This window comes from Deltaproteobacteria bacterium (genome assembly GCA_017302835.1).
Lineage (GTDB): Bacteria > Bdellovibrionota > Bdellovibrionia > Bdellovibrionales > Bdellovibrionaceae > UBA2316.
The window spans coordinates 1-24993 of sequence record JAFLCC010000012.1 but is presented as its reverse complement, the minus strand read 5'-3'; the positions used below and the strand labels follow the sequence as shown (position 1 = coordinate 24993).

The window sequence follows — 24993 nt, the reverse complement described above, 5'->3', positions numbered from 1 at the left end:
GCGAGTCTTAGGGCCTTTAGGGCCCTAATTATATTTAATTCCTTGAAAATTTTTGCAAAACCAAAAATAAAAAGTTCGAGAGTGCTCATCGACTCGGTAAAATTTAAATTCTTCAGAAGTGCAAGAGTCAAATTTAGCAAACTCCATGGGATTATCTGGGTACTTATCAGTCGTAAGAATCAGAGTGCTTGATCCCGTGTATTTTTCAAGCAAGTGCCATTTATTTTGAGTCACGGTATAATGACTGACAAATTTATTAAGCATCAGAACATTTTCCTTTGTTCCCCAAATACTTTGGGCCGTTGTTTCGTATCTGATAGCAGAAAGAAAAGGTTTGGCTCCTGTTTCTGAATGGAGCTCTCTCTGACGTTTTAAAAAATATTGACCAGCTTCTTCCCATCCAAAAAACTCATTGGATAGATCATGGCGTGGATTCCACGGCGAGGTCGTCAGAGCTCTATAAATTTTGGGATAAATAGGGTAAACAAATGGAGTATAAATAAATAAATTTAAGGGAATTAGAAACACCAAAAAGCTGAGTTTCCATTTTTTATTTACAGGTTTGAGAATCCATTTATCTTTTTTAAACTCGCTGGATTTATACTTACTGAAACTCCTGCGCCAACCAGTATAAAGCCAGCCAGTATAATAAAGATGAGCCGCGAGAATGCAGACAAAAAAGGAGGCAGGGCCAGACCAATGGGGTTTGTAATCAGCAAAGAGTGGCTGCGTGTAGAACACCAGGTAACTAGGAAGAGCTAGAAAAAATAAAAAACGAATACGTAGATCTTTTAAATGAAAAAATGAATAAATGAGGGAAACCAACATCAGTAGGTAAACAGGTGGAGTGTAAAATAAAAATTGAGTAGAAAACCAAGTGAGCCACCGAGCCAAGGAAAGGGCCTCTCCGGTATGTCTTCCGTGAAATTGATATTTAAAGCCTGGCCAGTCGAACTCGATATTCCAAAGAAAGATGGGAATACAAATAAGCGTTGCAAGTAAAAATCCCAGCCATGGCCATTTTGAAAGCAAATGCTTTCTATGGTTCTTAGAAAACAATAGGAAGGCTCCAAATCCAAAGGCCAACATGGCCATAATAAATTTAGAATTCAGTCCCAAACCCATGATCAACCCCAGAAGAATCCAAGTTTTTTTTAAGGACCATTTTTTTTCATCGGGTCGGATGGATTGCCAAAAAACCCAGGCCCCTAAAAGCCAGAAAAAAATAAAAACAGGTTCGGGTGAATTGACATAGCCACCAAATCCCCAGAAGGGAGTCCAAAGCATCAGCATACAAACAAAAAAAGCGACTTTCTCGTCGAATAATTCCTTAGCCAATTTCCAAAGCATGACTAAACTCAAGGAGTAAAAGATAAAAGAGGGAAGTCGTATCGCAAATATCGTATCGCCCAAAAGTGAAGTAGATAACCAGTTGAGCCAAGAGATCATTCCAGGGTGGTCGTAGTAGGAAAGCATTTGATTTTTAGACCATGACCAATGATAAGCCTCATCATCAATAAGATTGACGTTGAGAGCGAAAATAATTCTAAAAATAAATATAATACAAAATAAAACAGAGTAACTAAACATTTGCCAAGGAAGCTAACAAAATAAATTCCTACTGTCTACTTTGTTATGAACTGTATCATCAGTTTGATTATTCTTCTGCAGGAATTGCCTCTGCTTTCTTACCTTCGGTTTGACCAGAAGTTCGAGCTTCTGACCTTGAATCTGGTGTTTGACCAGAGACTGTTTCTGCATAAATAGGCTTTTCCCCAGTTGGAGGATTTGCCGGAGCTAATTTAGGATCAGGTTTGAATTTAGAATAGTCGACAGAGGCATTGGCTGAGTAATTGTTTTCTGGGCGTGAGGCGGCATTTAGATTCACTGTTAGATTCACAACTAAATTTCTTCGATTATAGTCCCGAAAAGCACAGATTCTGTTGGACTGATTCAATCGGTAATCCTCCTTGTAGCCTTCAGATAATTTTTTTGCAAAATTGATAGACAGGTAATCATTGTAGGAACCCTTTAACTCCCCTGGAACTTCATTGATGTCGAAGGGGGACCTAAGAATGACATTCTTGCATAAATTATACACGGATCTCATATTCTCTCTACTAACAAAAGTGAGTCCTTGAACACACATACGATTGAATAAATTCCGAGCGGAATGAAACTCATCATCAACGGAGTAAATCGTATCATCTTTCATTCCCAGAAACGTGCTAAAATTAACTGGGTACTTGTAATCATGCTCTGTCGTCAGTGGATTTGGAAGAAGTTTTAGTGAGTTCCAAAATCCGCTCAGGAACCTGGTTACAGCGCCTCGATCATCATTGTAGGTCTTTTTCCAACCATCTTTCCAGGCTCGTTTCACTGAATCCAGAGTCACTGTTCTTGAATCAAAATAGGGTTTGTTGGCGGAAAGTTTCAATTGAGCTAGGATGCTAATAAAGGAGCCAGACAAAAGCATTTCCTGGGCCGCTAGATTTTCTTTGTAAATTCTTAGGGCGCTATCTAAATCCAGATTAAATAAGGTGGGATTGCTGCCAGCCATTTGTTGTAATCGATCATAAAGCATTTTCCCTGAAGCATAGGCAATTTCTTTATAGAGTAAATCTTTGGCTTCGGTGCTTTCATTAATTGAATTTTTTAGATAATTTTGAAAATCCCATTGAACCAGTGTTATCAATCGTTTTGCTAACAATCCTGACTTAGCTTGAAGAATATTAAATTGGGTATAAATTTCTGATATTAAATCAACATTCTTTTTTAAAAACGTTATTTTATAAGCTTGTTCTATCTCTGGAGTAAAATTGGTTTCGCTGATATTTTTATTTTGTTCTACAAAATCAGTTAAGTCGTTATAGCGATAAAATATCTTTCCTAATCTCATCCTGGTGTCGTCAATCATTCCAAGAAGAGATTTTTCGATATTCTGCTGATTCATTAATTTGTTGGATAAAATTTCTAAGTATTTATCTATATTTTGCAAAGCATTTAAAGTGCTGTAAGGCATCCCCACATAGGATTCTCCAACCAAACCGATAGGGTCAGCGACAAATCTTTCATTATAATAATTGATTGCAAATGAATTCGCCGAATCCATAAGGCCAGACAAGTTAGCATTAATAATATCCGGTATACGGTCTGGACTATTAAAAAGCGGTATCGATTTATAATTATTATTAAACCAAGTTCTGGGTGACTGCATGTCACCACCTAGTCGTACTTGCTCTGGAACATCCATTCCAATAAGTCTAAAAGGGATTTCTACTGGAGAGCCTGCCTTTCTAAAGAAATTTTCACGATTGCCACCGCCCATCGGCCCATTGTCTGGCAATAACAGCGCGGTGATATTAAAAATAAGATCCAAAGCGTAGGTTTTTTTTGGTTCTAATTCGGGAATGCCTTTGATAACATCTATTGCGGTTGTGATGGCACTCTGAATTCTTACAGTCGTTTCAAGAAAACCTTGCATGTCTCGCAGGATTCTAATCTTGTACTCTCCATCCTCTTGGACTTTTGGATTAGAACCAATCTGGATTCGAAAGAGCCAATCCGTAATAAGGGGTGAGAAATGGGTGAGAACGTAAAAGCCATAGAGAGGATTTTCAAACTTTATTTGCGACGGAACGGGTGAGTTTTTTTGTTCTTGAATAGTTGCTTTTCTTATTCCTTGTTGCTCTTTCATTTGTGTATAGAGAATTCGACTGTCTCTGGCCGAGCAAAAAGAATCCGAAGTGGTTTCCATAATGCATTGAATAGAAGCCATAAACTCTTGTTGATTGAGCTTTTTAAGAACTCCAGCAAAATCTAAACTCCTCATCACCGAAGAAAGTTTGGCAATGGAAGTCGCTGTTTGATTTCCAAGGGCATCTTCGCCCGAAGAGGCCAAGGCTCCAAGCATGCTCACCGAGGCAGAAAGGAGTTGTCCTGTAGCGTTTGATTTCATAAGACAAGCTTGATTTGCCGGCAAGGAATCGATCACTTGATTAAAAATCGCAAATCCACGACTGGCAACTCGATTCATTCTATCACCAAAGCTTGAAATAAGCTCGGAACGTTGTTGATCTGTTAACTGGGAAGGATTTGCAGAATTAAATTCATTGGTGCCCGATTTAATCAAAGCGAATTTAAATAATTTTGTCAGCATATTGGAATAAATAATGGATTGCAAGTTAGGATTATTAAGGTCCGCCTCTCTCAGCGCTTGGATTTCTTTTCTCAAGTAAGTGGCGTTCACGTCGTTGCCATTTAGGCCTTTGTGCATATTATCTAAGTCACCTTGGATTTGTACAAACGAGCGATCCAAAGATTCCCCAAGAGCCTTGCAATTTGGATCATCTCTGAGCTGGATCGTAATTTCTCTTAATCGATTTGTCTGAGTTAGGGCATCCTGAGTCCAAGCGCCTTGCGAGGAGCAGGGGCCCGTAAACAAATAGGGTTTGGAGTTTTCAATACTCTGTTGTCCATATCCTTGTCCAAAAGCTTGTTCTTGATTGAATAGAAATGTTAAAAAAGTAAATAAGAGTAAAATATGCACTAAAGTAATATTTCTCATTCCTATACCTATCCCTACATTTGTTTTTAACAGTTCCTTGGTCTTGATTGGTTCAACTTAAAGAAGAGGAGTTACAATCTTTAGGCCAAAGTCCTTCAGTAATTAAAAGGACTTATAAGTCTTAACTGTATTATTTTTAGACAACTGGTAACCTATTTTGTGATAGGGGTTTGATAGGAGTGTTATGAAATTGCTTTTCTATGCTTTAATTTTTGGAGGATGTTTGATGGCCTGCGGGTGTTCCACAGAGCCAAAGGAGGTTTCGAAAGCTCATCCTGCCGGCTATTTAGGAGATGTATTTTCCATTGATAATGGAATGCCTGTGCGAGAGTTTCAGCAGAAACAATTTTATTTTAAAAAATGTGAATTGGAAACGAGACGGCCTTTTCAATCCAGAGTTGAATTTTCTTGCAATGAACCTTTTTGACCATGCACTTGGTGGTCAGCCATTTTCTGGATGGCCCCTCACTGTGTTCTCTTTTTCAGCAATTTTATTTTTTTAAGAAGCGTGACGTATTTGGATTTAAGATGAGCTGGAGTTTCTGCGGAAGCATAAGAAATTTGAATCCAAAGGTCGAAGATTTCATCAATAGACTGAAAAAAAAGTGATGGATCGATTTTTTTAGAAGAACTAGAAGAGTTAGAAGAAGTTTTAAAATGTTCTAAGATTCTTTCTTTCCAATCTAGAGGGCCCTCCTGATCTCGTTTTCCTAAGTGATAGGATTCGGCCCATTCATTAATTTTATTAAAAGACAAAAAGGAGTAGGGCTTTGGTAAGGGAGAGCGGCCTAAAATTTTATTGATAAAAGATAAGCCAATCAAGACAAACAATAAAAGTAAGATCGCCGAACCTGTTGTTAAATTGAGTTCTTTTAAAAGCAGTTTCTGTTTGTCAAAGTCAAAATCTATTAAAAAAGCATTCCATTGATAATTTAAATTCTCAAACCACATCAGAGTTTTATTTATAAAATCCTTTGAATTCATTTTGTTTTGAATTTCTTGAACTGTTAAATTATCAGAAATATAACTTGAAAAGAGTTGCCCGCCGAGCTCGATACGGTTGGGTGCGATGATGCCGATGGGGTCTGTTAAGACCCAAAAAAAAGATTCGTTCAAATACTCAACCCAAGCATGGGCGTCTTTTTGTCGGATGGTCCAAAATTCACCAAGCGAATTATACTCACCACCTTGGTAACCAACCACGACTCTTGCGGGAACTCCAGAGTGTCTTAACAAGGCAGCATGGGCCGCAGCAAAGTGCTCACAGTACCCTTTTTTGGTTTTGAATAAAAAAGTTTCTAAGGATAGGTTTTTGTCGATTCCCGGAGAAAGAGTATATTGAAATCCACCATTTTTAAAAAAGTTTAAAATATGAGAGTTGATATCGTTGCTGCTATTTGATTTGGATTTAAGCTCGCTTATTAATTTTTTGAATTTTTCATGATTTTGAGAGAAATCCTTCCTCGGCTCTATTTCATTTTTGACGGGCAAGAGTTCTAGATTGAGGTTCTTGGATTCTTCAGAGACTTTATCATTGGTGACACCAATAGATCCTCGAATAGAAATTCGTTTTTCAATCATACTGTCGGTACGGTAGATTTTATTATGATCATAATAGACTTTATGAGCCTCAGAAAACAGACTATTCGTGCTTGGGAGAGCAAATAGGTTCATTTGCTGTGAGGGTTCTAAAATCAGTTTATAATCCATTTCAAGAACGGGAGTTGCTGGGGTTAGCTGGAAGTGTTTGTTATGGACTCCCCAGTTCATGGATGAGGAGTTCTTTTCTAAAACGAGGCCCTTGAGATATAGATTTTTATTAGTGAAGTATTTGTTGTGATAGATCTCTAGCCTGAAAGCAATTTCATTGCTAAGGCTTAGTTCCGAGATGGAACCCGGAGAGATAGCATCAGAAAAACCGGAGACACCCTCTTTGGAGTTGATGTTTATGGATGTTAAAGTTTTTGTAATTCTTGGAAATAAAAAAAACAACAACAAACTTAAGGGGGCCGCGAGAAGAAAAATTTTAAAAAGATATTTTACGGCTAGAATTTTATTTTCCTTGATCCACCGGCTGGGTAAGAGGTTTAAAGTAAGAATTATATAAATGGGTACGGAAATAAACAAAAATAAAAGATCATAGGAAAAAAGAAATTTAGCTGAGGTTAAGAAAAATCCCAGAAGGATAATGAAATCTTTTTCTTTTTCTTCAGTGAATTCAAGAAGTTTTAAGCTGGCGAGAATAACAATATAACTCGTTGCTGATTCTTTTCCCAGATAGGTTTTAAATTCTAAATAGATCAAGACGAAAAAAAGAAAAGAAAAGAACCCCGTAGTTATTTTTGAAGGGCTCGCCAATTTAAAAGAAAAAATCATTAGTTTCCAACACCAAAAAAAGGCGGACGCGGCAGTGATCCAAACAGGAATATCTGGAACCAAGGCTAAAGAACTCAGCGCGATAGAAAAGGTAAGCCATGAGTAAGAGTCGACAATTTTAGAGAGAGACATGTGCGGCTTCTTTTCTCCTAGAACCATGTATTTTGGAATCATGTTTTTCTAAGGCCAATACTTGAAATATATTTTCGTAATCTTTAGGAGTCTGTAAGAGCTCTATATTCTTATGTGTGAATTTAATAAAACAAGGGATACTATTTTTCAGTGAAATGGAAATCCATTTTGTAAGTTGACTGATCTTTTTTTCAAAGGAAGAGGGATCAAGATCACGCAGATGTTCTTCGAAATTGATGAAAAGAATTTGACGACTTTCCTTGTCGTAAACTTTGACATACAGCTTGTTCTTTCTTGCAAAAACTTTCCAGTCAATTCTTTTAAAGCTATCATGTTGAGTGTAATCTTTATGCATGGTAAAATCACCTTCAAGAGATGATTCAGCAATTTTGTTTATTATACTTGGGTCTTTTGATTCATTGAAATCGGAGTAGGGTAAGTCTTTATTGCCATCACGAAACGGATAAACAAAATAATTTAATTTTCGACCTATTCTTTTCCAGCTGTAAAATATTCCAAAGGGAAAAGTAGTTCCTAAATTCACTTGAGGGTAAGGAAATAGGCCCCTTTGTTCCGCCTCAAAATCAATAAAAAGTGAAATTGTTTCCATAGGCTTAATGAGTAAAATTTCTTTTTTTATTTTGAACTGTTGAATCGAAAGATAAACAAATCTTGAATTGTATTTTAAATGTTCGTTTTTTATAGTTATAGAAATTTTCCCTTTCTGATCTCGAAAGAAAGAAGGAATAAAAAAAGAATCTATTTTGAGGTGTTTCATATTGTTATTTGTAAGATGCATAACGATGAACAAAAAACTGGAATAAAAAAAAGCAATAAGATAAAGAAGTTGGTTGGCATAAGTGAAAGCTAGCAAGATGATTACAAGTATCCCAGAACCAAAATAGATACCAAATTTGGAAGGGACAATATAGGGTTTTTTCTGTTCTCTTAATTTATTTTCAAACCGGGATTTGAGTTTGACTGATAATTTCTGAAACCATTTTTTTACCAAGTTTAACTCCCTCGCTAAGACCTAATCGGTGACCAAGAACAGATGGGGCGATTTTTTGCACGTCTTCAGGCAAAACAAATTCTCTATTTTGGATGTAAGCATAGGATTTGGAAGCTTTGGCTAATGCCAATCCAGCTCGTGTAGATAAGGGGGAATAAAGAGAATTATTTCGAGTGAAATGCACAAGACTATAAATATACTCTGCAATTAGGGGAGAAAGATAGACCTTCTGGCATTCTTGTTGGTGAAGAATAAGATCCTGGCTCTTCAAAAGCGGAGTGAGCTCTTTAATATATTTCCGAGAATCTTTTCCCTGGAAAATTTTTAATTCTGATTCTTTGTCCGCAAAATTAAGTTCTAGGGACATTAAAAAACGATCTAATTGACTTTCTGGAAGCTGAAAAGTGCCAATCTGAGTTTTTGGATTTTGAGTGGCAATGAGAATAAAAGGAATGGGTAAGTTATAGGTTTTTTTGTCCTGGGAAACTTGAAATTCTTCCATGGCTTGTAAGAGGGCGCTCTGAGTTCGTGGATTCGCCCTATTTAATTCGTCAGCAAGAACCAGATTAGCAAACAAAGGTCCTTCGAAGAATTTAAATTCTTTTTTTTCCTGATCAAAAATCACATTGCCGATAATATCAGAAGGCAAAAGATCATTAGTAAACTGAATTCTTGAAAATTGAAAATCTAAAAGTTTGGCAATTGTATGAACCAGCGTCGTTTTTCCAACTCCGGGGACGTCTTCAATTAGAAGATGTCCTTCGGAAAGAATACAGGTTAAACACAAAAGAATTTCTTCTGATTTATCATAGATGACAGTGCTAGCTTTTTCTATAAGAGACTGAACGATGGGTTTCATTAAATCTATTAAACATTAAAACTTGAACCGCATCCACAACTTTTTGTGGCATTTGGATTATTAAATACAAACCCCTTGCCATTGAGTCCACCTGAATAATCCATAACCATGCCTACAAGATAAAGGAAACTCTCTTTATCTACCACGACCTTGGCCCCGAAGGATTCAAAAGTTTTATCATCAGGCTTAACTGAAGAATCAAAATTCATTTTATAAGATAGTCCAGAGCAACCACCTTTTTTAACTTCAACTCTCAGTAAAGAACTTTCTGGCTGATTCTCTTCTAACTTTAAGTTTTGAATTTTTTTTGCAGCTGTTTCTGTAATCTGAATCATAAACTCCTCACAAGACTTTTTAAACATACTCTTCCGTTAGTATATAATACATTCCATCATAAATCTATTTAAAGTTTACTTTTATGTAGGGGGGTTACGCTTAGCTTTTAAGTGTTTTGAATATAGATATGGCTTGAGCCAAATCCTCGGTCGTTGTCATCCTTCCGATGCTGATTCTCAGCGTTCTGGCAGCTTCCATGGGGCTTAAACCTATGCCTTTTAAAACATGACTTGACGCTATTTTTCCCGTACTACATGCTGATCCTGAAGAAACACCCAGACCCACCAACCGGCTACTGAGATCCGTTCCAAGATACTCTGGGAAGGTCAGAGATAAATTCATAGGGCTTCTTTGTGCAAAGTCTTGTGGGCCATTAAGTTGGACTTCAGGATAGAGGTTTTGAATTTGGGAATAGAACTGCTTTGATAGCTGTCTCTGATGTTGAATTTCTCCTTCTAGGTTTTCATTGATGAGGGCGCACGCCTGGCCAATGCCTACAATGCCAGGAACATTTAAGGTTCCTGATCGTTCACCATTCTCTTGCCCTCCCCCCAGAAGCAAAGGGTCCAGCTGAACATGGGGAAGGCTTTTCCGTTTGTACAAAACACCAATTCCTTTGGGGCCATAAATCTTGTGTCCTGACAAAGATAACAGATCTATCTTGTCATGATGCAAATTAATTTTAATTTTTCCAACAGCCTGGGTGCCATCGGTATGAAAATAAATTTGATGTTCTTTTGCCAGGTCTCCTATTTCCTCCATGGGATTTATGGATCCAATTTCATTGTTGACCCACATTAAGGAAATTAATTTAGTATGTGGTTTTATTTTTTGTTTAATTTCCTGTGGATGGATGAGACCAAAGCGGTTGGGCGTCAGCCAGTCCACTTCAACTCCGAACTGTTTCAGGTAATTCAAAGTGTTGACCACAGAATTATGTTCAATCGGCGAGGAAATGATATGAATCTTTTGATTCAATTTATGAAATTGATGAAAGAGTCCAAATAGGACCCAATTATTAGATTCCGTAGCTCCTGAAGTGAAAAAGATTTCTTTTGGATCGCAGTGAAGCAAGTTTGCAATTTGTTTTCTGGATTTTTGAACGGCATTCTCAGCGGTCCAGCCCCAAGTATGACCCTGACTAGAGGGGTTTCCGAAGTTCTCCATAAAATAGGGAGTCATTTCCTTTAATACGGCAGGGTCAACGGGGGTTGATGAATTGTAATCCAAATAGATCATACGTTAGGTATCCTTTATTCTTGCTTGTTCATTATAGAAGCTTAACTTAGAATTTAAAAGAAAAAGAATGGGTGATTATGACACAGGATTTCTTTATTGACAGTTATTTTACAAAAAATAAAACAGCGGAACTTTTTTTTAAGTGGAAAAAAAGAAAGTGCCTTCTTGAAAATAATCAGGGTGAAACTTACTTTAAAAAAGGAGATTTAGAATTTCCTGAAGAATGGAGCCAATTAGCCATTGATATTACCGCCAGTAAGTATTTCAAAAATAGCAAGAAGGAAAAATCATTAAAACAGCTGATAAGTCGGGTGGCGGGCACTCTTGAAAAGGAGGCTGTTAAACAAAAGTACCTCTCAACATCTGAGTCAAATGCCTTCATGAATGAACTTAAATATATCTTGTATTCTCAACGGGCGGCCTTTAATAGCCCGGTCTGGTTTAATTTAGGAATCTATGAAAAGCCTCAAAGCTCGGCCTGTTTCATTCAAAGTCTAGAGGATTCTTTAGAAGGGATTTATGATTTACTAACTCGAGAATCTAAAGTTTTTAAATTTGGATCAGGAACTGGGAGTAATTTTTCTGTCTTAAGAAGCAAGTATGAAGATTTGGACCAGGGGGGGAAGTCCTCGGGATTGCTTTCTTTTTTAGAAGTATTTGACCGTGCTGCTGGAGCCATCAAATCTGGAGGAACTACCAGAAGAGCTGCTAAAATGGTGATTGTGGATGCCGACCATCCAGAAATTGAAGATTTTATTGAATTAAAAAGTAAGGAAGAAAAAAAAGCCAGGGTTTTAGAAAAAGCTGGTTTTTCTCTCGGTCTTGAAGGAGAGGTGACTTCTTCTTTGAAGGGGCAAAACGCCAACAATTCAGTAAGAGTAACGGATCGGTTCATGAGATCTGTGACGAAGAATCTTTATTGGCCACTCAAGTATAGAACGAATGGTAAAATCTATAAAAAAATTCGGGCCCTTGATTTGTGGAATAAAATCGTGGATGCAGCCTATGATTGTGCTGATCCAGGATTGCAGTTTCATGATACCATCAATAAATGGCATACCTGTAAAAAATCGGGAGAAATAAAAGCCTCAAACCCCTGTTCCGAATTTATGTTTTTAAATGATTCTAGTTGTAACCTGGCATCACTTAATTTATTAAAATTTTTAAATGATAAAAATGAATTTTTGATACATGATTTTTTACACACCATCAAAGTCATTTTTTTTTCCCAAGAGTTACTTGTCGATTTTTCAAGTTATCCATCGCTAAGATTAGAAGCCAATTCTAAAAACTTTAGACCTCTGGGGATTGGCTTTGCTAATCTGGGTTCCTTTTTATTAAAATTGGGATTACCCTATGATTCAGATTCAGCTAGAGCTTGGGCGGCAAGCATTTCATCAATTTTAACAGGATATGCTTATGAGCAAAGTAGCTTGTTTGCAAAAAAAAAGGGAGCCTTCAAAGAATTTAAGAAAAATAAAAAGTCTTTTTTGGAAGTTTTAAAAAAGCACCAGAGAAGTCTCGAAAAAATAGATCAAGAAAAGTCTCTGTCATGCTTATTGAAGGAATCTGGTGAAATATGGGCGCGAGTTATTGCCAATGCCAAAAAATATGGTCTTCGCAATGCACAAGCGTCGGTGATAGCACCAACAGGAACGATTGCTTTTTTAATGGATTGCGAGACGACAGGGATTGAACCCGAGTTTTCCTTTATTCGTTTTAAAAAAGTGGTCTCTCTGAAAAAAGAACTTAGATTTATAAGTCGTTCTTTTTTAGAAGCCTTAAAAACACTTGGCTATGAGGAATGGGAAAGAAATAGGATTCAACAACAAGTAATGGAAAATGGCGAACTAAAAAGTAATTTTTTAAAATCAGAGAGTCACTATAAAGTTTTTCAAACGGCCCTAGGAAACAACTGTTTGCCTGCCATGGCCCATTTAAAAATGCTGAGCAGTGTGCAACCTTTTATCAGTGGTGCTATTTCTAAAACAGTTAATTTAAATAGCCAGGCAACAAAAGTCGAACTTTCTGAGGTTTATTTTAAGGCATGGAAATTAGGGTTGAAATCGATTGCGGTTTATCGTGACAAAAGTAAAGTCGTCCAACCCTTGTCGCTATCACCAGTGTGCCCCGAGTGTGGTAAGCAAACTGAATTGCTTAGTGGCTGCTATCTGTGCAAAAACTGTGGAACCAGTCTATCTTGTGGTTAAGACATAGGGGGTACATCTAAGACTCAGCTCTTAGTCCCCGTTGGTGTGGGTTCTGCGACTTGGCTGTGCTAAGCCACAGTCGCCTTCCTCCTGCGGTTTCGAGTTGAGTCCGACTGTCTTCTTAAGCGGTTTTTTCCCAATTCCAGTTAGGATTATTCCAAACTTGATTGGCTAAAGTCGTGTGCGTGCTTTGGACCCAATTTTTTTGCCGTAATTTAGTCCAAATAAATTTTTCAACATCTTCAGGAGTTTTAGCATCAATCGTTAAGAGCATATCCCAATCGCCCATTACCGACCACGCGGTATGAACTTCCTTCCAATCCTTTAGCCAACTCCAGTCATTAGATTTAGGTGCATTTTCGTTCCATTTAACCCAAATTTGTGCTTGCCACATCATTTCCTCCATTTGTAAGTTATTATTTTTTCAAAACAGGCTATAAAGAGAATCTTTATCTAACGATTAGAACCTTTATCTTTCTATTAGATAGATAAAATTGAAAACAGCAAAATATTTTTTTGTAAGTTAGACAAAGGTCTTAAATGGCGGTCTTAAGGGCCGTGGCCTTATAGCTTAAAAAAACCAGGCAAACAAGTTTTATTTTTAATTCTGCCCTAAAGAACCAATTTAAATTAAACAATTGATTATTAAGGTCTTTTTATATATTCCAGTAGGGATGAAGATATCTGAATTAGTCGTTAAAGAGTTTGATCCCACAGTAAGATCTAAAGGCTACAGTTTTTTTATTCGAAAGCAATTTAAGCTAACGGAAATTAATTCCCAGGATATCCGATCAGAGGTGTATGGGATTCACAAGTACAATGTGGTTCTTCATTTTGATACGGATAAAAACAATTTAAATTATGAATGTACCTGCAATCAATTTAAACAAGGATTTAATTGCCCCCATATCTGGGCCAGTCTTTTAGCTGTAGAAAAAAACACAAAAACAGAAGACTTCACTTCTAAAGTTCAGTACTCCTTCCAGTACAAAAGAACCCAAGAAGAAAAAATGGCTCCCGAAGTTAAGACCTCTCAGGGTAAGAGTTCCTTTGATCCCTACTGGAAAAGATCTTTAGATAAAGCAAGGGAAAGCTTTCAAAGTAAAAAGGTAATTTCAGAGTTTCGCACGGCTCAGAACGAGTTTTTGAAAAAAGGCTTTTACATCCTAGATATCCCTTCGAGTTTAAGTTACCGACAGTTGGTTCTGCATTTTAGAATTCAGGAAAGAAAATACAATGGGGAGTACGGCTTACTTAAAAAAAGCGATCTCAATCAAGAAAAAATACCTTTTTATGAGAACCGTGCTGAACAGGAAATTCTTTGGGATCTTATTGGGCGAGTCGAAAAAAATTATTTTTCTAAATCCCAGGCCTCTGTTTTTAATGAATTTCTAATTAATCCCGATCAGAATGAAAGCATCCTTTCTCGAATTGCCGAGATCGATCAGCTCTACAGGTTAAAAAAGAACAAAACAGGAATGTATGTCGATTTTCAAATTGCGGATATTGCTTCCTATCCTTTGCTGAATGAAACTTGGTACTTGGACCTTCATTTATTTGAATTCGATAAAGAGGATTATAAATTAACCGCAGCACTTAAGAATGATAAAAATCAGACCAGAGACGTAAAAGAAGTCATAGGATACTTAGATCGATATATTTTCTTTGAAGATTTTATGGCCTATTTTGATTCTCCGAAATATGGGATGTGGTTCGAAGCCTTGAGTTTAAAACCAATGATTATCTCCAAAGATGAGGCCTTTGATTTTTTAAATACCTACTGGTTAAACTATACCAACACTCCCAATATTCATTTGCCACCAGAACTAAAGTTTCATGATGTGATCGATATTCAGCCCCAATGCAAAGTGATACTTCATGTTTCTGAGGAATCGACAGCTCAGCTGGCAGAAATTCAATTTATGTACAATGAATATCAGGTAGATGGTAATTACCAAGAGTATATTTTGGATTTGGTTCAGAAGAATAGAATTAAACGAAATCACGAAAAAGAAACTCATTTTTTAAACGAGTTTTACGCGATAAGCCCAAATAAGAAATCGGGTTTTAAGTCTGAATTTAGATTTTTTAATTCTCAGTTGACAGAAATTATTGAAAAAATAAATGCCCAGGATTGGCAAATATTTCTGAATAAAAGTCAGCTTAAAAAAGCCAAGGAGCTCAACATAAAGGTCAATCATCACGTTGATTGGTTGGATCTGAAGGTTAATTTAAAAGTCGGTGATCAGACGGTTGATTGGCCTGAAATTCTTAAAGCTCTTAAAAATAATTCAAATTTGGTTCAGCTGACTGATGGGTCAAATGCCTTTTTAACTCAAGAGATTTTGAATAAATTAAGACCTTATTTTGAAGTGGGAGCCATTCAAAAAGATGGTATTCGGTTGAACCGCCTTCAAACTTTATTTCTAAAATCATATATTGATAAAGAGTTTGCGATCCAATCCGATAGCAAGATGGAGGAGATACTTCAGCAGTTATCCGTTTTAAAACCGGTAAAACTAAATTCAGATTTTAAAGGTGAGCTCAGAGACTATCAGAAAAAAGGCGTTTCTTGGCTTCATATTTTGAGTGAAAATTCATTAGGTGGCATCTTAGCGGATGATATGGGGCTTGGTAAAACCATTCAAATGTTGGCCGTGCTTTCGCAAGGACATCAGTCAACGCAACTGAATCTGGTCGTTGCACCAAAGAGCTTAGTTTTTAATTGGAAAAATGAAATAGAAAAATTCACACCTTCATTAAAAGTCCTCACTTATTTTGGACCGGAACGTAAGAACGATTTAAAAAATTTGAAAAAATACGATGTTTTTTTGACCACTTATCATACCCTAAGAAATGATATTGAAATGTTAAAAGACATCCCCTTTTATAATTTTATTTTGGATGAAGCTCAAAACATTAAGAACCCAAAATCCCAGGTAACTCTAAGTGCTAAGCTCGTTCAGGCGACCAAACGTTTTGCTTTGACAGGAACACCCATCGAAAATTCCGTAGGAGATTTGATTTCCATTTTATCCGTCGTAACGCCGGGTTTGATTTCAGATTCTTTAGGACAAAAGTTTATGAGAGTGAGTGAGAATGAGGATTTAAAACGAATTTCTCGAGCGCTTTCGCCATTTATTTTAAGAAGAACCAAGGATCAAGTTCTGAAGGACCTCCCACAAAAAACAGAACAAATCTTGTATTGCGAGCTCAGTGATGATGAAAGAGTCAGGTACGATGAAATTAGAAGCTACTACTGGCAAAAATTAAATCCCAAGATTAAAGAGGGCGGAGTGAACCATACCAAAATAGAAATTTTGGGGGCCTTACTTCGGTTAAGACAAATTTGCTGTCATATGGGTTTAGTCGATAAGAAAAAAGTGATAAGTTCTTCTTCAAAGTTGGATTTATTAATTGAACAAATACAAACTATTATTAACGAAGGACATAAAGCTTTAGTCTTTTCAAGTTTTACCTCGTTACTCAAGCTGTTATCTCAGCAATTGCATGAAAAAAGTATTTCATTTGAGTATTTAGATGGACAAACGAAGGACAGAGAAGAGCGCGTTCACAATTTTCAAACCAACAATGATGTGAGCTTATTTTTACTGAGTTTAAAGGCGGGTGGGGTTGGTTTGAATCTCACGGCAGCTGATTATGTTTTTATTATCGACCCTTGGTGGAATCCGGCAGCGGAATCTCAAGCCATCGATCGTTGTTACCGTATTGGACAAACCAAAAAGGTTTTTGCTTACAAACTGATAGCTAAAAATACTGTAGAAGAAAAAATTCTTAAATTGCAAGAACGAAAAAAGAATATTGCCAATCAAATGATAAGTTCGGATGCGGGAATCCTCAAAGAGCTTTCCCTTGCTGATTTAACTGAATTATTTAGTTAAGGGTTTGGGCCCCTCTAGCAAGAACAAGCAGTTATTTCTAGATGGGCCGCTAAGGGAAATTCTTTAAGGTTTTGATTCTAACAACAGATCTGATTGAACCATTTTAACTTTAAAATAACTTTTCATTTCTACGGCGGTAAGTAACAAGTCGTAAAGGGATTCATTGGAAATGTGGTTTAGTTCATAGCCTAACAAAATCAATTTTGTTCTTAATTCATTCAGTATTGTTTTCAGGTTTTGCCACTGATTGATTTCATTATGGAGTAGGATGATATAAATGGCGCTTGTTAAATTTAGTTTATTCATGGCAACAGAATCTCTTTTTGTGGGTTAAAGCCTTTGTCCTTTAAGTCTTCATCGTAGATACCTTCTATACGCGTGACTTCTTCATTGCGATAATTTTTAAATATGGGAGTGCTACCGTTGAGGTGTATTTCGTATTTTTTAAAGGGATTCGCTAAATCAAAAGGGGTATCCTCTATTTCGTAATTTTCGCTATTTTTTAAATAAATTCGTTTTCTTGCTTTTGAATCATTTTTAAATGAATGAGTTGTAAATAATTGATTAGGGCTAACGTCTCTGAAAGGAAGTAAGTTCATATTCTCGGCAGGGAAAAAGCTGGGCAAGGATTCGCATCTTTCGGTGATCTTTCTCCAAATGATGGATTCAGGAACCTTTGGATTTGCCAGTCCTTCTTTGGTAAGAGTTTGAGTGAAATCTAAACCCTTATCGGACTCCATCCAAGAACATTGGTAGCGGTAGTTTGTTTCTTGATAGTCGCCCAATAAACTAAATTGGAGGCTCGCGTGTTTCTTAAATGTTCTACGGTCATTCCAATGTTGTATTTTCACATAACGAACGGGTTGTTGGGCCACTTGAGAAAGAAAGACTTTGTCAGAAAAAGAATCATCTCGACCCCAGTAGGAAAATTTTATTTCAGAATCGATTTGATTTGGAACTGCGAAAAAAATATGTGCTTCTCCGCCATAGGGTGCATTTGTTCGGAATTGATCTGGGTAGTTCGTAATTTGGTGAATTCCTTGCTCAATACGAAAGGTGTCAGGGTACACATTCTCTTTAAGAACGGAAACCCCAGGTTCTGTAAAGACATCGGTTCTGTCATTATCCACATCCTGAGCGCTAAGACTCACTTTGACCCATTTCCCTGCGCGCACACATTTTTTTAATCCCACATAATGGGTATTTCTGACGCACATTCGTAAGGGTTCATTGATAAGCTCTTTTTTAGGTGTGATTTTATTAATTTCATTTGCGGGTCGAGCTGGAGGAGGGATACTGGCGGCGGTCACGGGTGGTTCGGCGGGGGAATGAGTCTCAACAACCGGTGCGGGGGGAGGAGGACTTTCTGTTTTATCATTTTTATCTGTGATCTTCAGACATCCGGTGAGAAATAAAATTAATCCCAAAGCTAATGAATGAATTCCGATAGCCAGAATCCAAGTGTGTTTTTTCATAATGACTCCTTATGTTTATGTATGAAAATGATGTGAATCGTCGTTTTGACTTACGAAAAAATGAGACTGCAATTTGAGTTACCCATAGATGAAAGGATATATGAGAAAAGGGTTCCGAACTTTGAATGTTTAGAGTTCAAAAAAATGAATGGCGTTTTCAATGGCGGATTTGCTTTGGTTTAGGACTTCGTCCCGCCATTGGAAATCTTTTGGGTAAAACATCTCGGAAAAGAGATTTTGAATATATTTTTTATCTTTTTCATTTTGATAGCCATTATTAAAGCCTTTGTTTTCAGAGATCATGCGGTACAGGGAATCAAGGGAGCCTAATAATTTCTGTGAGTCTAAAGTTCCAAATTCAAAGGCCAAGGCGTAAATATCTTTATTGGATTCATATTTTTTTTGAAAGTACGTCGTCATGTCTCCGGAGACTTGATAAAATTCTTTATCATCACCAAAATCAATCGGGAGGGGGTGGAAAATCTTTTTTAATTGATCCGCATTTTTTGATTTAGAAGAGTTAGCTAAAAGATGAAGTTTGTTTCTTTCTCCATATCCTGTGTGAATATCTATTAATAAAATCCGTTCATGGGGGGCAACAAATTTATCCCAAATTGAATTCAAAGCAAAAAATTCTGGTTGGTAGTCCTTTCCCGAATAGTAGATCCCTTTGGAATAGTGAGATTGCCCTTTGAGGATAGCTCTTTTTAAGGTGTCTTTGGAGTGGTTGATAATTAACTTTAGGGAATTGAAATAAAAATAGAGTTTGGCAAGAAAACCACTATCAAATATTTCCGTTGGGTTTAAGAAGTCATCCACTAGAGTGTAGCCAGGGTTGTCTTCGTTAAAGACAGATTTTTCAAGCATAAAGTTACGGTTTAAATCGACATTGTTGAAATTGACCCTTCGATTAGTTTCAAAACCGAATTGGTTAATTCCATGGATAAATAAAAAATTTGTTTTTTTAAGGGATTTCATTTGTAAAAGATCAATTATAAAATTTTGCACACCACTTCCGGTGTGTCCTTCCACTCCATGGGTGCCAGATTGAAGGATGATGAGATTTTTAGCCATACCGGCATCCTCAGATTTGGCTGGAAGGAAGAAATAGGAGACTTGATATTCTTTTCCATTAGCATGACGATAGACAAGATGATTTAGTTCGCTGGATTTTGGAGTGGAGTTATAGGAGTAACCCGAGTTTTTTGTGAGAGCGGTGGCTCGGGATAAGAAATCATTTTTAGCCTCATCAAAAGTATTTTTAAAATAAGACTGAGAGTTGATCGCCATCGATGGGGGAATAGAAAAGAAGCTAATAAAACAAAAAAGATTTCCGAAGTAAATTAAAGTAGATTTCATTTCTCTATTGAGTGAGCTGAGCTACAAATTGTCAATATCAATATGATAATTTACACCATGCCATTCTATTTTGAAAAAAGAATGAAAATCCTTTTCGGAATAATCAAATGGAGATTCAAAGGGTTCTTCATAGAGAGAAAATTCTTCTTTTAAGATAAATTTCATCTGAGCAGAACTAAGTATTTGTGTTTCGCCTTCGGGTGGAATTTGAAAGAGGTACACGTTCGATGCATGGAGATGAATCTCAGATTTTCCTGTTTTTTGTTTGATGAAATTTAGAAAAGACGTTGTTGGATAAATCGAAATGCTTTGTTGATTCATAAGCAGGTGTTGATGAATAATTATTTTCATAGGGCTACATTTCTTCAGGGGTTAAGTGCAACCCCTGACATTATTTATTTCTTTTTGAATAAGGATTCGGCGAGTTTTCGTTGTGCTGACAGGGGCGTGTTTTCGCCTTTGTCTTTAGAATGAGACATATTAAAAAGATTATATTTTTCGATATCCTTGTCGTAAGGTTTTTGCGCCAAACATTGAACGCGTTGTTTTCCATCAATGAGCCCTTCGTTGTAAAATAAAATCCTTAAAGAATTGAAGGCTTTTAAGACTTCGTTGGGTTTGAAGAACATGTTCTTATAACTATCCTCCGGTCCAAGGATCTCGTTCATTTCGTCGATTAAAAAAGATTCGATAAGCACGGTTCCTCCATATTTTAAACTGCGCTGAATTTCATCATAAACTCGACTTACCTGGGGCTTGTAATAATTCATCACAATCGTATCGAATTGTAAGATGCCAAATAAGTGTAACTCCATATCTGTTTTTAAGAACTCGGCTTTAAGATTTTTGCTTCTTTGGAGGTTTGCATTTTCAAAAAGTGTTTTGGTTTTATGAATGGCAACTTCTGAACTATCAATTCCTGTAACTTCGAAATCGTTAGCAGCCAGGAAAAGGGAGTTTGTTCCTTTTCCCATGCCTAAATCTAGGGCTTTTCCTTTTTTGAGTCGATAGAGTTGTGAGTTTAAAAAAGAATTTTCTTTTTCAGATAAAAATTCGATAAAGAGTTCATTCTGAGGACGGCTAAATGAATAAAATTGGTTCCAATAGTCTTCGGCTTTTGTCATCTTTCCATTTCGCCAGAAGAATAAAGTGTTGTAAAGAAAAAGTAAAAATCTTATTGAAAACCAATTGAAAATGAAAGAGAATACTCGATGAAACAACAACAAAAAAAGGACAAGGTATGGAAAATAAACAAAATAATTCACGACGAAGTTTTTTAAAATTATTTGCCCAGGCTACCGGGGTGAGTCTTATTGCTGGACCTGCTTTGATGAATACAGCTTTTGGACAAGAAAAAAGACGAGGCGACGCTCCTGCGGCGGCGGCGGGTGGAAGTCAGCTTGATTGGCCAGTAGTTGTTCCTGGAAAAGATTTGGCTCTAGCGATGGCTTACCATCACAGCCATGCAAATGCTGAAAAGGATACCAAGACTGATAAGAAAACCGACAAGGGTTTGCCATGGGAAAAGCGTTTCTGTGACAACTGCAGCTTTTACAAAAATGTAGGGAATAAAAAGATCGATGGAAAAGACGAAGCAGCTGGGACTTGCACTATATTTCCTAAGGCCTTAGTTGCCGGCAAAGGAATTTGCAATTCTTGGGCTAAAAAAGCTTAGGCTTTTTTAGATCGCAATGCCCGTCGTAGAATTTTTCCGATATTGGTTTTTGGCAATTCGGATCTAAATTCTACGATTTTGGGTATCTTGTAATTAGTTAGTTTGGTCTTAGCATGGTCAATCACTTCTTGCTCTGTTAAATTTGGATCCTTTTTGACAATAACTACTTTGACTACTTCTCCGGAAGTTTCGCTGGGTTCCCCAATGGCGGCCACTTCAAGAATTCCAGGATGGCTGGCTAGGGCGTCTTCGACTTCGTTGGGATAGACATTAAAACCAGAAACTAAAATCATATCTTTTTTTCGATCGATAATTTTAATAAAATATTTTTCGTCATAACTTCCGATATCTCCCGTTTTAAGCCAGAAATTATTGTCCAGAACTTTATCTGTTTCATCGGGCCTTTGCCAATAGCCCTTCATAACTTGAGGGCCCTTGATACAGACCTCTCCCGCTTCACGAACTTCATTTCCATCTTCGTCAATAAGTTTGATCCATGTATCTGGTAAAGGCAAACCAATGGTTCCGGTTCTATCAGTTCCGTCAATGGGATTGCAGCAGGCCACGGGTGAAGATTCCGTCAGGCCGTAGCCTTCAACGAGTTTTGATTTTGTTAAGCGTTGCCATTTTTCACAAACAGCATTTTGTAAGGCCATTCCTCCTGCGACAGTAATTTTAAGCTTTGAGAAATTAATTTTTTCAAAACCAGGATGGTTCATAAGTGCATTGAACAGGGTATTCACTCCAGATAGAAGGGTAAAGTGACTTGAGCGCATTAATTTTATAAAAGAGGGAATATCTTTAGGATTGGTAATCAAAACATTTTCTGCCCCATATCGCATAAAGGAAAGACAATTCACCGTAAGGGAAAAGATATGATACATCGGTAGAGGGGTGAGGGCGATTTCTTCCCCCTTTTTGAGTTTTGGTAGCATCCAATTGGCAATTTGAAGCATATTCGCAATCATGTTCTTGTGGGTGAGCATCGCACCTTTAGAAATACCTGTAGTGCCCCCCGTGTATTGAAGAAAGGCAATATCTTCTTGGCTTATATCTGTAGGGGTCACTTCGTTGAGGGCACCAATCTCTAGGGTTTGAAGAAAATCGTAGGATTGAGGAAGGTGGTAGGAGGGCACCATTTTTTTAATATACTTAATGATAAAATTGAGAATGATATTTTTGGGAAAGGAAAGCATATCGCCAATTTCGGTCAGGATAACGCTTTCAATAGAAGTGTCTTTTATAATTTCCTCTAATAAATGAGCATAATTTTTTAAAATAACGATGGCTTTGGCTCCGGAATCTTTAAATTGATGTTTCATTTCGTAGGCCGTGTAGAGCGGGTTGGTGTTGACGACAATAAGACCTATTTTCAAAGAGGCAAACAAGACCACGGGGTACTGCAAGACGTTCGGCATTTGAATCGCAATCCTATCTCCTTTTTTAAGTTTAAGTTCATGTTGAAGAAAAGAGGCAAACTGATTAACATGTTTAGCTAAATCAGAATAAGTTAAAGTAGTGGAGAAATTACTAAAGGCTTTTTTATGGGCGTATTTTGAAACAGCTTCATCAAAGACCTCGGGAATATTTTTATACAGAGAAAGGTTTATGTGCTTTGGGACGGCTGAGGGGTATTGGTTTCTCCATGGGTCATTAGTCAAAGAAGGCAGGGTTGTATCCTTGTTTGTTGTACTTATCACAAATACTCCTTTTTTTATTCAAATTCTGTTGGTACTATTTTAAAGTGCTAGAGTTGTTTGTCTATAAAAAAAAGAACCTTCCCATCTCTTATTTGTTAATTTATCTAATAATGGGTGTTTTTTCTTTGGCAACTAAGGCAACTAAAATAGATGAGAGAGCAAAGCCAGCAAAATTGGATTCTAAGATAATGACGGCCAAAGAGCTTCTTGAGAATAAGAAATGGACCTATGTTTTTCAGGAGGCTGATGACGTTCAGAAAGAAATTGTGTGGTTACTCACGGGAGATCGGCCCTTATTTAACAAAACACTTTATGGAAAAGTCTTAAGGGCTAAAAATCAATACCAGAAAATTAAATTAAAAGATAAAAGTAGGCACCAATGCGACGTCTACGAACTGAAAGTTTTTGAAAAGTATTTTCAAGTTTTTGAGTACTGTCAAAAATACCGAACTCCTGATTTGTTAGCTCAGGTGAGTGTCTTAGGTCCCTTGCAAATTAAAACCGTTTTTTATGGGCAAAACTATGCTGATAGCATCGGACTGAGTGCCTCTCTGGTAGCACCTCGTATTGATTGTGATTTGACAATAACGCCTTTGTTTTTTTTAAAAAGGATGGAATGCTCCTCATTTAAAGTTTCCAGAAAGGATGAGGTCATCGAGTTGTCTCAGTTTGTTTACGATAAAGATGCCAAGCCAACAATAAGTCTTGAAGGGCAGGTTTTGAAAAACCTGTTGCCCTATTCAAAACTTTCAGTCACGGTGCCGGTGAGTGGTAAAATTACCATTAAGGAAACAAAAATCAGGCCAGATGCGGATGAGGTAGATAAAACAAAGCCTCAAGCGACTCAAACAATTTCTCCGGCGATTCAGGCGAATCCACATAGCGTGGCTCCTCCCAGTGTGGATCCTTCCAGTTCGGAACTACCTATAAAAGTTAACAGCGAAGGGGAGCCCATTTCTCCAAGAGAGGATGAAAAAAAAGTTAAACAATCTGAACCAGATATGATTGAATTAAAGGAACAGGATAATCAAACACCTTACACAAGGTAAGAAAAAGGAAATCACATGGCAAAGAAAAAAACTGCAAAAAAAACTGCTAAAAAAATATCTACAAAAGCACCAAATGCTGCTAAAAAAACCATAGAAAAAACAACTGCAAAGACACCGAAAGCTGCTAAAAAAAACGAAGTGAAACAAAAAGCTATCGCAAAACCAAAGCCTAAGCCTACAGCTAAAGCCGTAGTTAAACCTATAGCTACGGATGTAGTTAAAACCTCGAAAAAATCAAAGCCAGATGAGTCTACCAAGTCAGTAAGGACAGTCGTTCCTGCCCAGGGAACTTTGTTAAATAAACTTTGTCCCTCTTTTGCTTTAAAAAATTCAGAAAATAAAGAAGTCACATTGGAAAGCCTTAAAGGGAAGAAAGTAGTCTTATATTTTTATCCCAAGGATAGCACTCCTGGCTGCACTCTTGAAGGGCAAGAGTTTTCACGTCTTCATAAGGATTTTCAAAAAGAAAATACAGTTATTTTAGGTGTTTCAAAAGACTCCGTATCTTCCCACGAGAAATTTAAATGTAAGTACAACTTTCCCTTTGACCTGCTGGCTGACGAGGATGGGAAGTTATGTGATGCTTTTGATGTGATCCGAGAAAAAAATATGTATGGGAAAAAATATATGGGAATTGAAAGGAGCACTTTTATTCTTGATGAGAATCAGAAAATTATCGGCGAGTTTCGCAAGATCTCCTTGGCTGGACATGCTAAATTTATTCTTGATCAGATAAAGTTTAAAGCCTAAGCACCCAAAGTTACACTCTTGGTTTATGCTCATTTTGACTCGTTTTTTTGAAACACATTTTGATAAATGAGTTAAATTTTTATTCATAATGATGAGAAAATCCCATTCTGAAACAAACTTAGCTTGAGTTTGAAGAGAAACTTTCCGATGGTCCTTTACGGTGAAAAAAGTTTTTTTATTCACACTTCAATTTATAATCATCGTTAGTTCTTGTTTTACAACGGGGTGGGAACTTTCTAAAATTAGTGGGAAATATGTGGAAAACTAGGTTTAGATAATTTCAACTTTTACTTAAAGTAAGACTTTAAGTTTTAACAGGTCCAGATTTCAATTTAATTCCAAAGTATAAACA

General features: G+C 36.9%; 20 protein-coding genes. 6 read left to right on the top strand and 14 right to left on the bottom strand.

The genetic code is table 11. The features are described from left to right. Nucleotides 1-24: 24 nt before the first annotated feature. Together J0M15_12855 and J0M15_12850 are read right to left on the bottom strand one after the other, a co-directional pair. Nucleotides 25-1590: a glycosyltransferase family 39 protein gene (locus J0M15_12855; GenBank protein ID MBN8537937.1), complete on the bottom strand. Its 1566-nt coding sequence runs from the start codon at nt 1588-1590 to the stop codon at nt 25-27. Between the two features lie 67 nt (nt 1591-1657). Then, nucleotides 1658-4567, bottom strand: coding sequence for a hypothetical protein (locus J0M15_12850; GenBank protein MBN8537936.1), 2910 nt, complete (start codon nt 4565-4567; stop codon nt 1658-1660). 184 nt (nt 4568-4751) lie between these two features. Between J0M15_12850 and J0M15_12845 the strand changes: the two genes are divergently transcribed. Beyond that, on the top strand, nt 4752-4994 hold the full coding sequence (locus tag J0M15_12845; GenBank protein MBN8537935.1) for a hypothetical protein: 243 nt from the start codon (nt 4752-4754) through the stop codon (nt 4992-4994). 38 nt (nt 4995-5032) lie between these two features. Here J0M15_12845 and J0M15_12840 read toward each other — a convergent pair whose 3' ends face one another. From J0M15_12840 to J0M15_12820, 5 genes are all read right to left on the bottom strand, one after another. Next, the gene (locus J0M15_12840; GenBank protein ID MBN8537934.1) at nt 5033-7075 is read right to left on the bottom strand and encodes a DUF3488 domain-containing protein; all 2043 of its coding nucleotides are present in this window, start codon (nt 7073-7075) and stop codon (nt 5033-5035) included. Then, a complete protein-coding gene (locus J0M15_12835) occupies nt 7062-8087 on the bottom strand; it encodes a DUF58 domain-containing protein (GenBank protein ID MBN8537933.1) in 1026 nt (341 codons plus the stop codon). The genes J0M15_12840 and J0M15_12835 overlap by 14 nt, the downstream gene beginning before the upstream one ends. Beyond that, nucleotides 8035-8946: a MoxR family ATPase gene (locus J0M15_12830; protein MBN8537932.1), complete on the bottom strand. Its 912-nt coding sequence runs from the start codon at nt 8944-8946 to the stop codon at nt 8035-8037. The genes J0M15_12835 and J0M15_12830 overlap by 53 nt, the downstream gene beginning before the upstream one ends. 8 nt (nt 8947-8954) lie before the next feature. Beyond that, nucleotides 8955-9281 carry an iron-sulfur cluster assembly accessory protein gene (locus J0M15_12825; GenBank protein ID MBN8537931.1) on the bottom strand — a complete coding sequence of 109 codons (327 nt, stop codon included), beginning with the start codon at nt 9279-9281 and terminating at the stop codon, nt 8955-8957. A 100-nt stretch (nt 9282-9381) separates the two neighbouring features. Beyond that, the gene (locus tag J0M15_12820) at nt 9382-10521 is read right to left on the bottom strand and encodes a cysteine desulfurase (protein MBN8537930.1); all 1140 of its coding nucleotides are present in this window, start codon (nt 10519-10521) and stop codon (nt 9382-9384) included. Between the two features lie 77 nt (nt 10522-10598). Here J0M15_12820 and J0M15_12815 point away from each other — a divergent pair, with 77 nt between their 5' ends. Then, nucleotides 10599-12731 (top strand): vitamin B12-dependent ribonucleotide reductase, encoded by a 2133-nt coding sequence (locus J0M15_12815; protein MBN8537929.1) that lies wholly within the window; start codon nt 10599-10601, stop codon nt 12729-12731. A gap of 121 nt (nt 12732-12852) precedes the next feature. On the opposite strand, the gene J0M15_12810 is transcribed toward J0M15_12815, so the two are convergent. Beyond that, nucleotides 12853-13125: an Lrp/AsnC ligand binding domain-containing protein gene (locus J0M15_12810; protein ID MBN8537928.1), complete on the bottom strand. Its 273-nt coding sequence runs from the start codon at nt 13123-13125 to the stop codon at nt 12853-12855. Between the two features lie 280 nt (nt 13126-13405). Between J0M15_12810 and J0M15_12805 the strand changes: the two genes are divergently transcribed. Further along, the gene (locus J0M15_12805) at nt 13406-16633 is read left to right on the top strand and encodes a DEAD/DEAH box helicase (GenBank protein ID MBN8537927.1); all 3228 of its coding nucleotides are present in this window, start codon (nt 13406-13408) and stop codon (nt 16631-16633) included. 63 nt (nt 16634-16696) lie between these two features. On the opposite strand, the gene J0M15_12800 is transcribed toward J0M15_12805, so the two are convergent. The 5 genes from J0M15_12800 to J0M15_12780 all read right to left on the bottom strand — a co-directional run bounded on the left by J0M15_12800 (nt 16697) and on the right by J0M15_12780 (nt 20591). Further along, nucleotides 16697-16939, bottom strand: a complete 243-nt coding sequence (locus J0M15_12800; GenBank protein ID MBN8537926.1) for a hypothetical protein — start codon at nt 16937-16939, stop codon at nt 16697-16699. After that, nucleotides 16936-18108, bottom strand: a complete 1173-nt coding sequence (locus J0M15_12795; protein MBN8537925.1) for a hypothetical protein — start codon at nt 18106-18108, stop codon at nt 16936-16938. Before J0M15_12795 ends, J0M15_12800 begins: the two co-directional genes overlap by 4 nt. Nucleotides 18109-18237: 129 nt before the next feature. After that, the gene (locus tag J0M15_12790; protein MBN8537924.1) at nt 18238-19467 is read right to left on the bottom strand and encodes a DUF2817 domain-containing protein; all 1230 of its coding nucleotides are present in this window, start codon (nt 19465-19467) and stop codon (nt 18238-18240) included. A 21-nt stretch (nt 19468-19488) separates the two neighbouring features. Continuing rightward, nucleotides 19489-19818, bottom strand: a complete 330-nt coding sequence (locus J0M15_12785) for a hypothetical protein (GenBank protein MBN8537923.1) — start codon at nt 19816-19818, stop codon at nt 19489-19491. Between the two features lie 44 nt (nt 19819-19862). Continuing rightward, a complete protein-coding gene (locus J0M15_12780) occupies nt 19863-20591 on the bottom strand; it encodes a methyltransferase domain-containing protein (protein MBN8537922.1) in 729 nt (242 codons plus the stop codon). Nucleotides 20592-20707: 116 nt separating this feature from the next. Between J0M15_12780 and J0M15_12775 the strand changes: the two genes are divergently transcribed. After that, nucleotides 20708-21142: a high-potential iron-sulfur protein gene (locus J0M15_12775; protein MBN8537921.1), complete on the top strand. Its 435-nt coding sequence runs from the start codon at nt 20708-20710 to the stop codon at nt 21140-21142. Here J0M15_12775 and J0M15_12770 read toward each other — a convergent pair. Continuing rightward, on the bottom strand, nt 21139-22803 hold the full coding sequence (locus tag J0M15_12770) for an AMP-binding protein (protein ID MBN8537920.1): 1665 nt from the start codon (nt 22801-22803) through the stop codon (nt 21139-21141). The genes J0M15_12775 and J0M15_12770 overlap by 4 nt on opposite strands. 92 nt (nt 22804-22895) lie before the next feature. Here J0M15_12770 and J0M15_12765 point away from each other — a divergent pair, with 92 nt between their 5' ends. Both J0M15_12765 and J0M15_12760 read left to right on the top strand, forming a co-directional pair. Further along, a complete protein-coding gene (locus tag J0M15_12765; GenBank protein MBN8537919.1) occupies nt 22896-23891 on the top strand; it encodes a hypothetical protein in 996 nt (331 codons plus the stop codon). Nucleotides 23892-23906: 15 nt separating this feature from the next. Continuing rightward, nucleotides 23907-24641 (top strand): redoxin domain-containing protein, encoded by a 735-nt coding sequence (locus tag J0M15_12760; GenBank protein ID MBN8537918.1) that lies wholly within the window; start codon nt 23907-23909, stop codon nt 24639-24641. Nucleotides 24642-24993 lie beyond the last annotated feature (352 nt).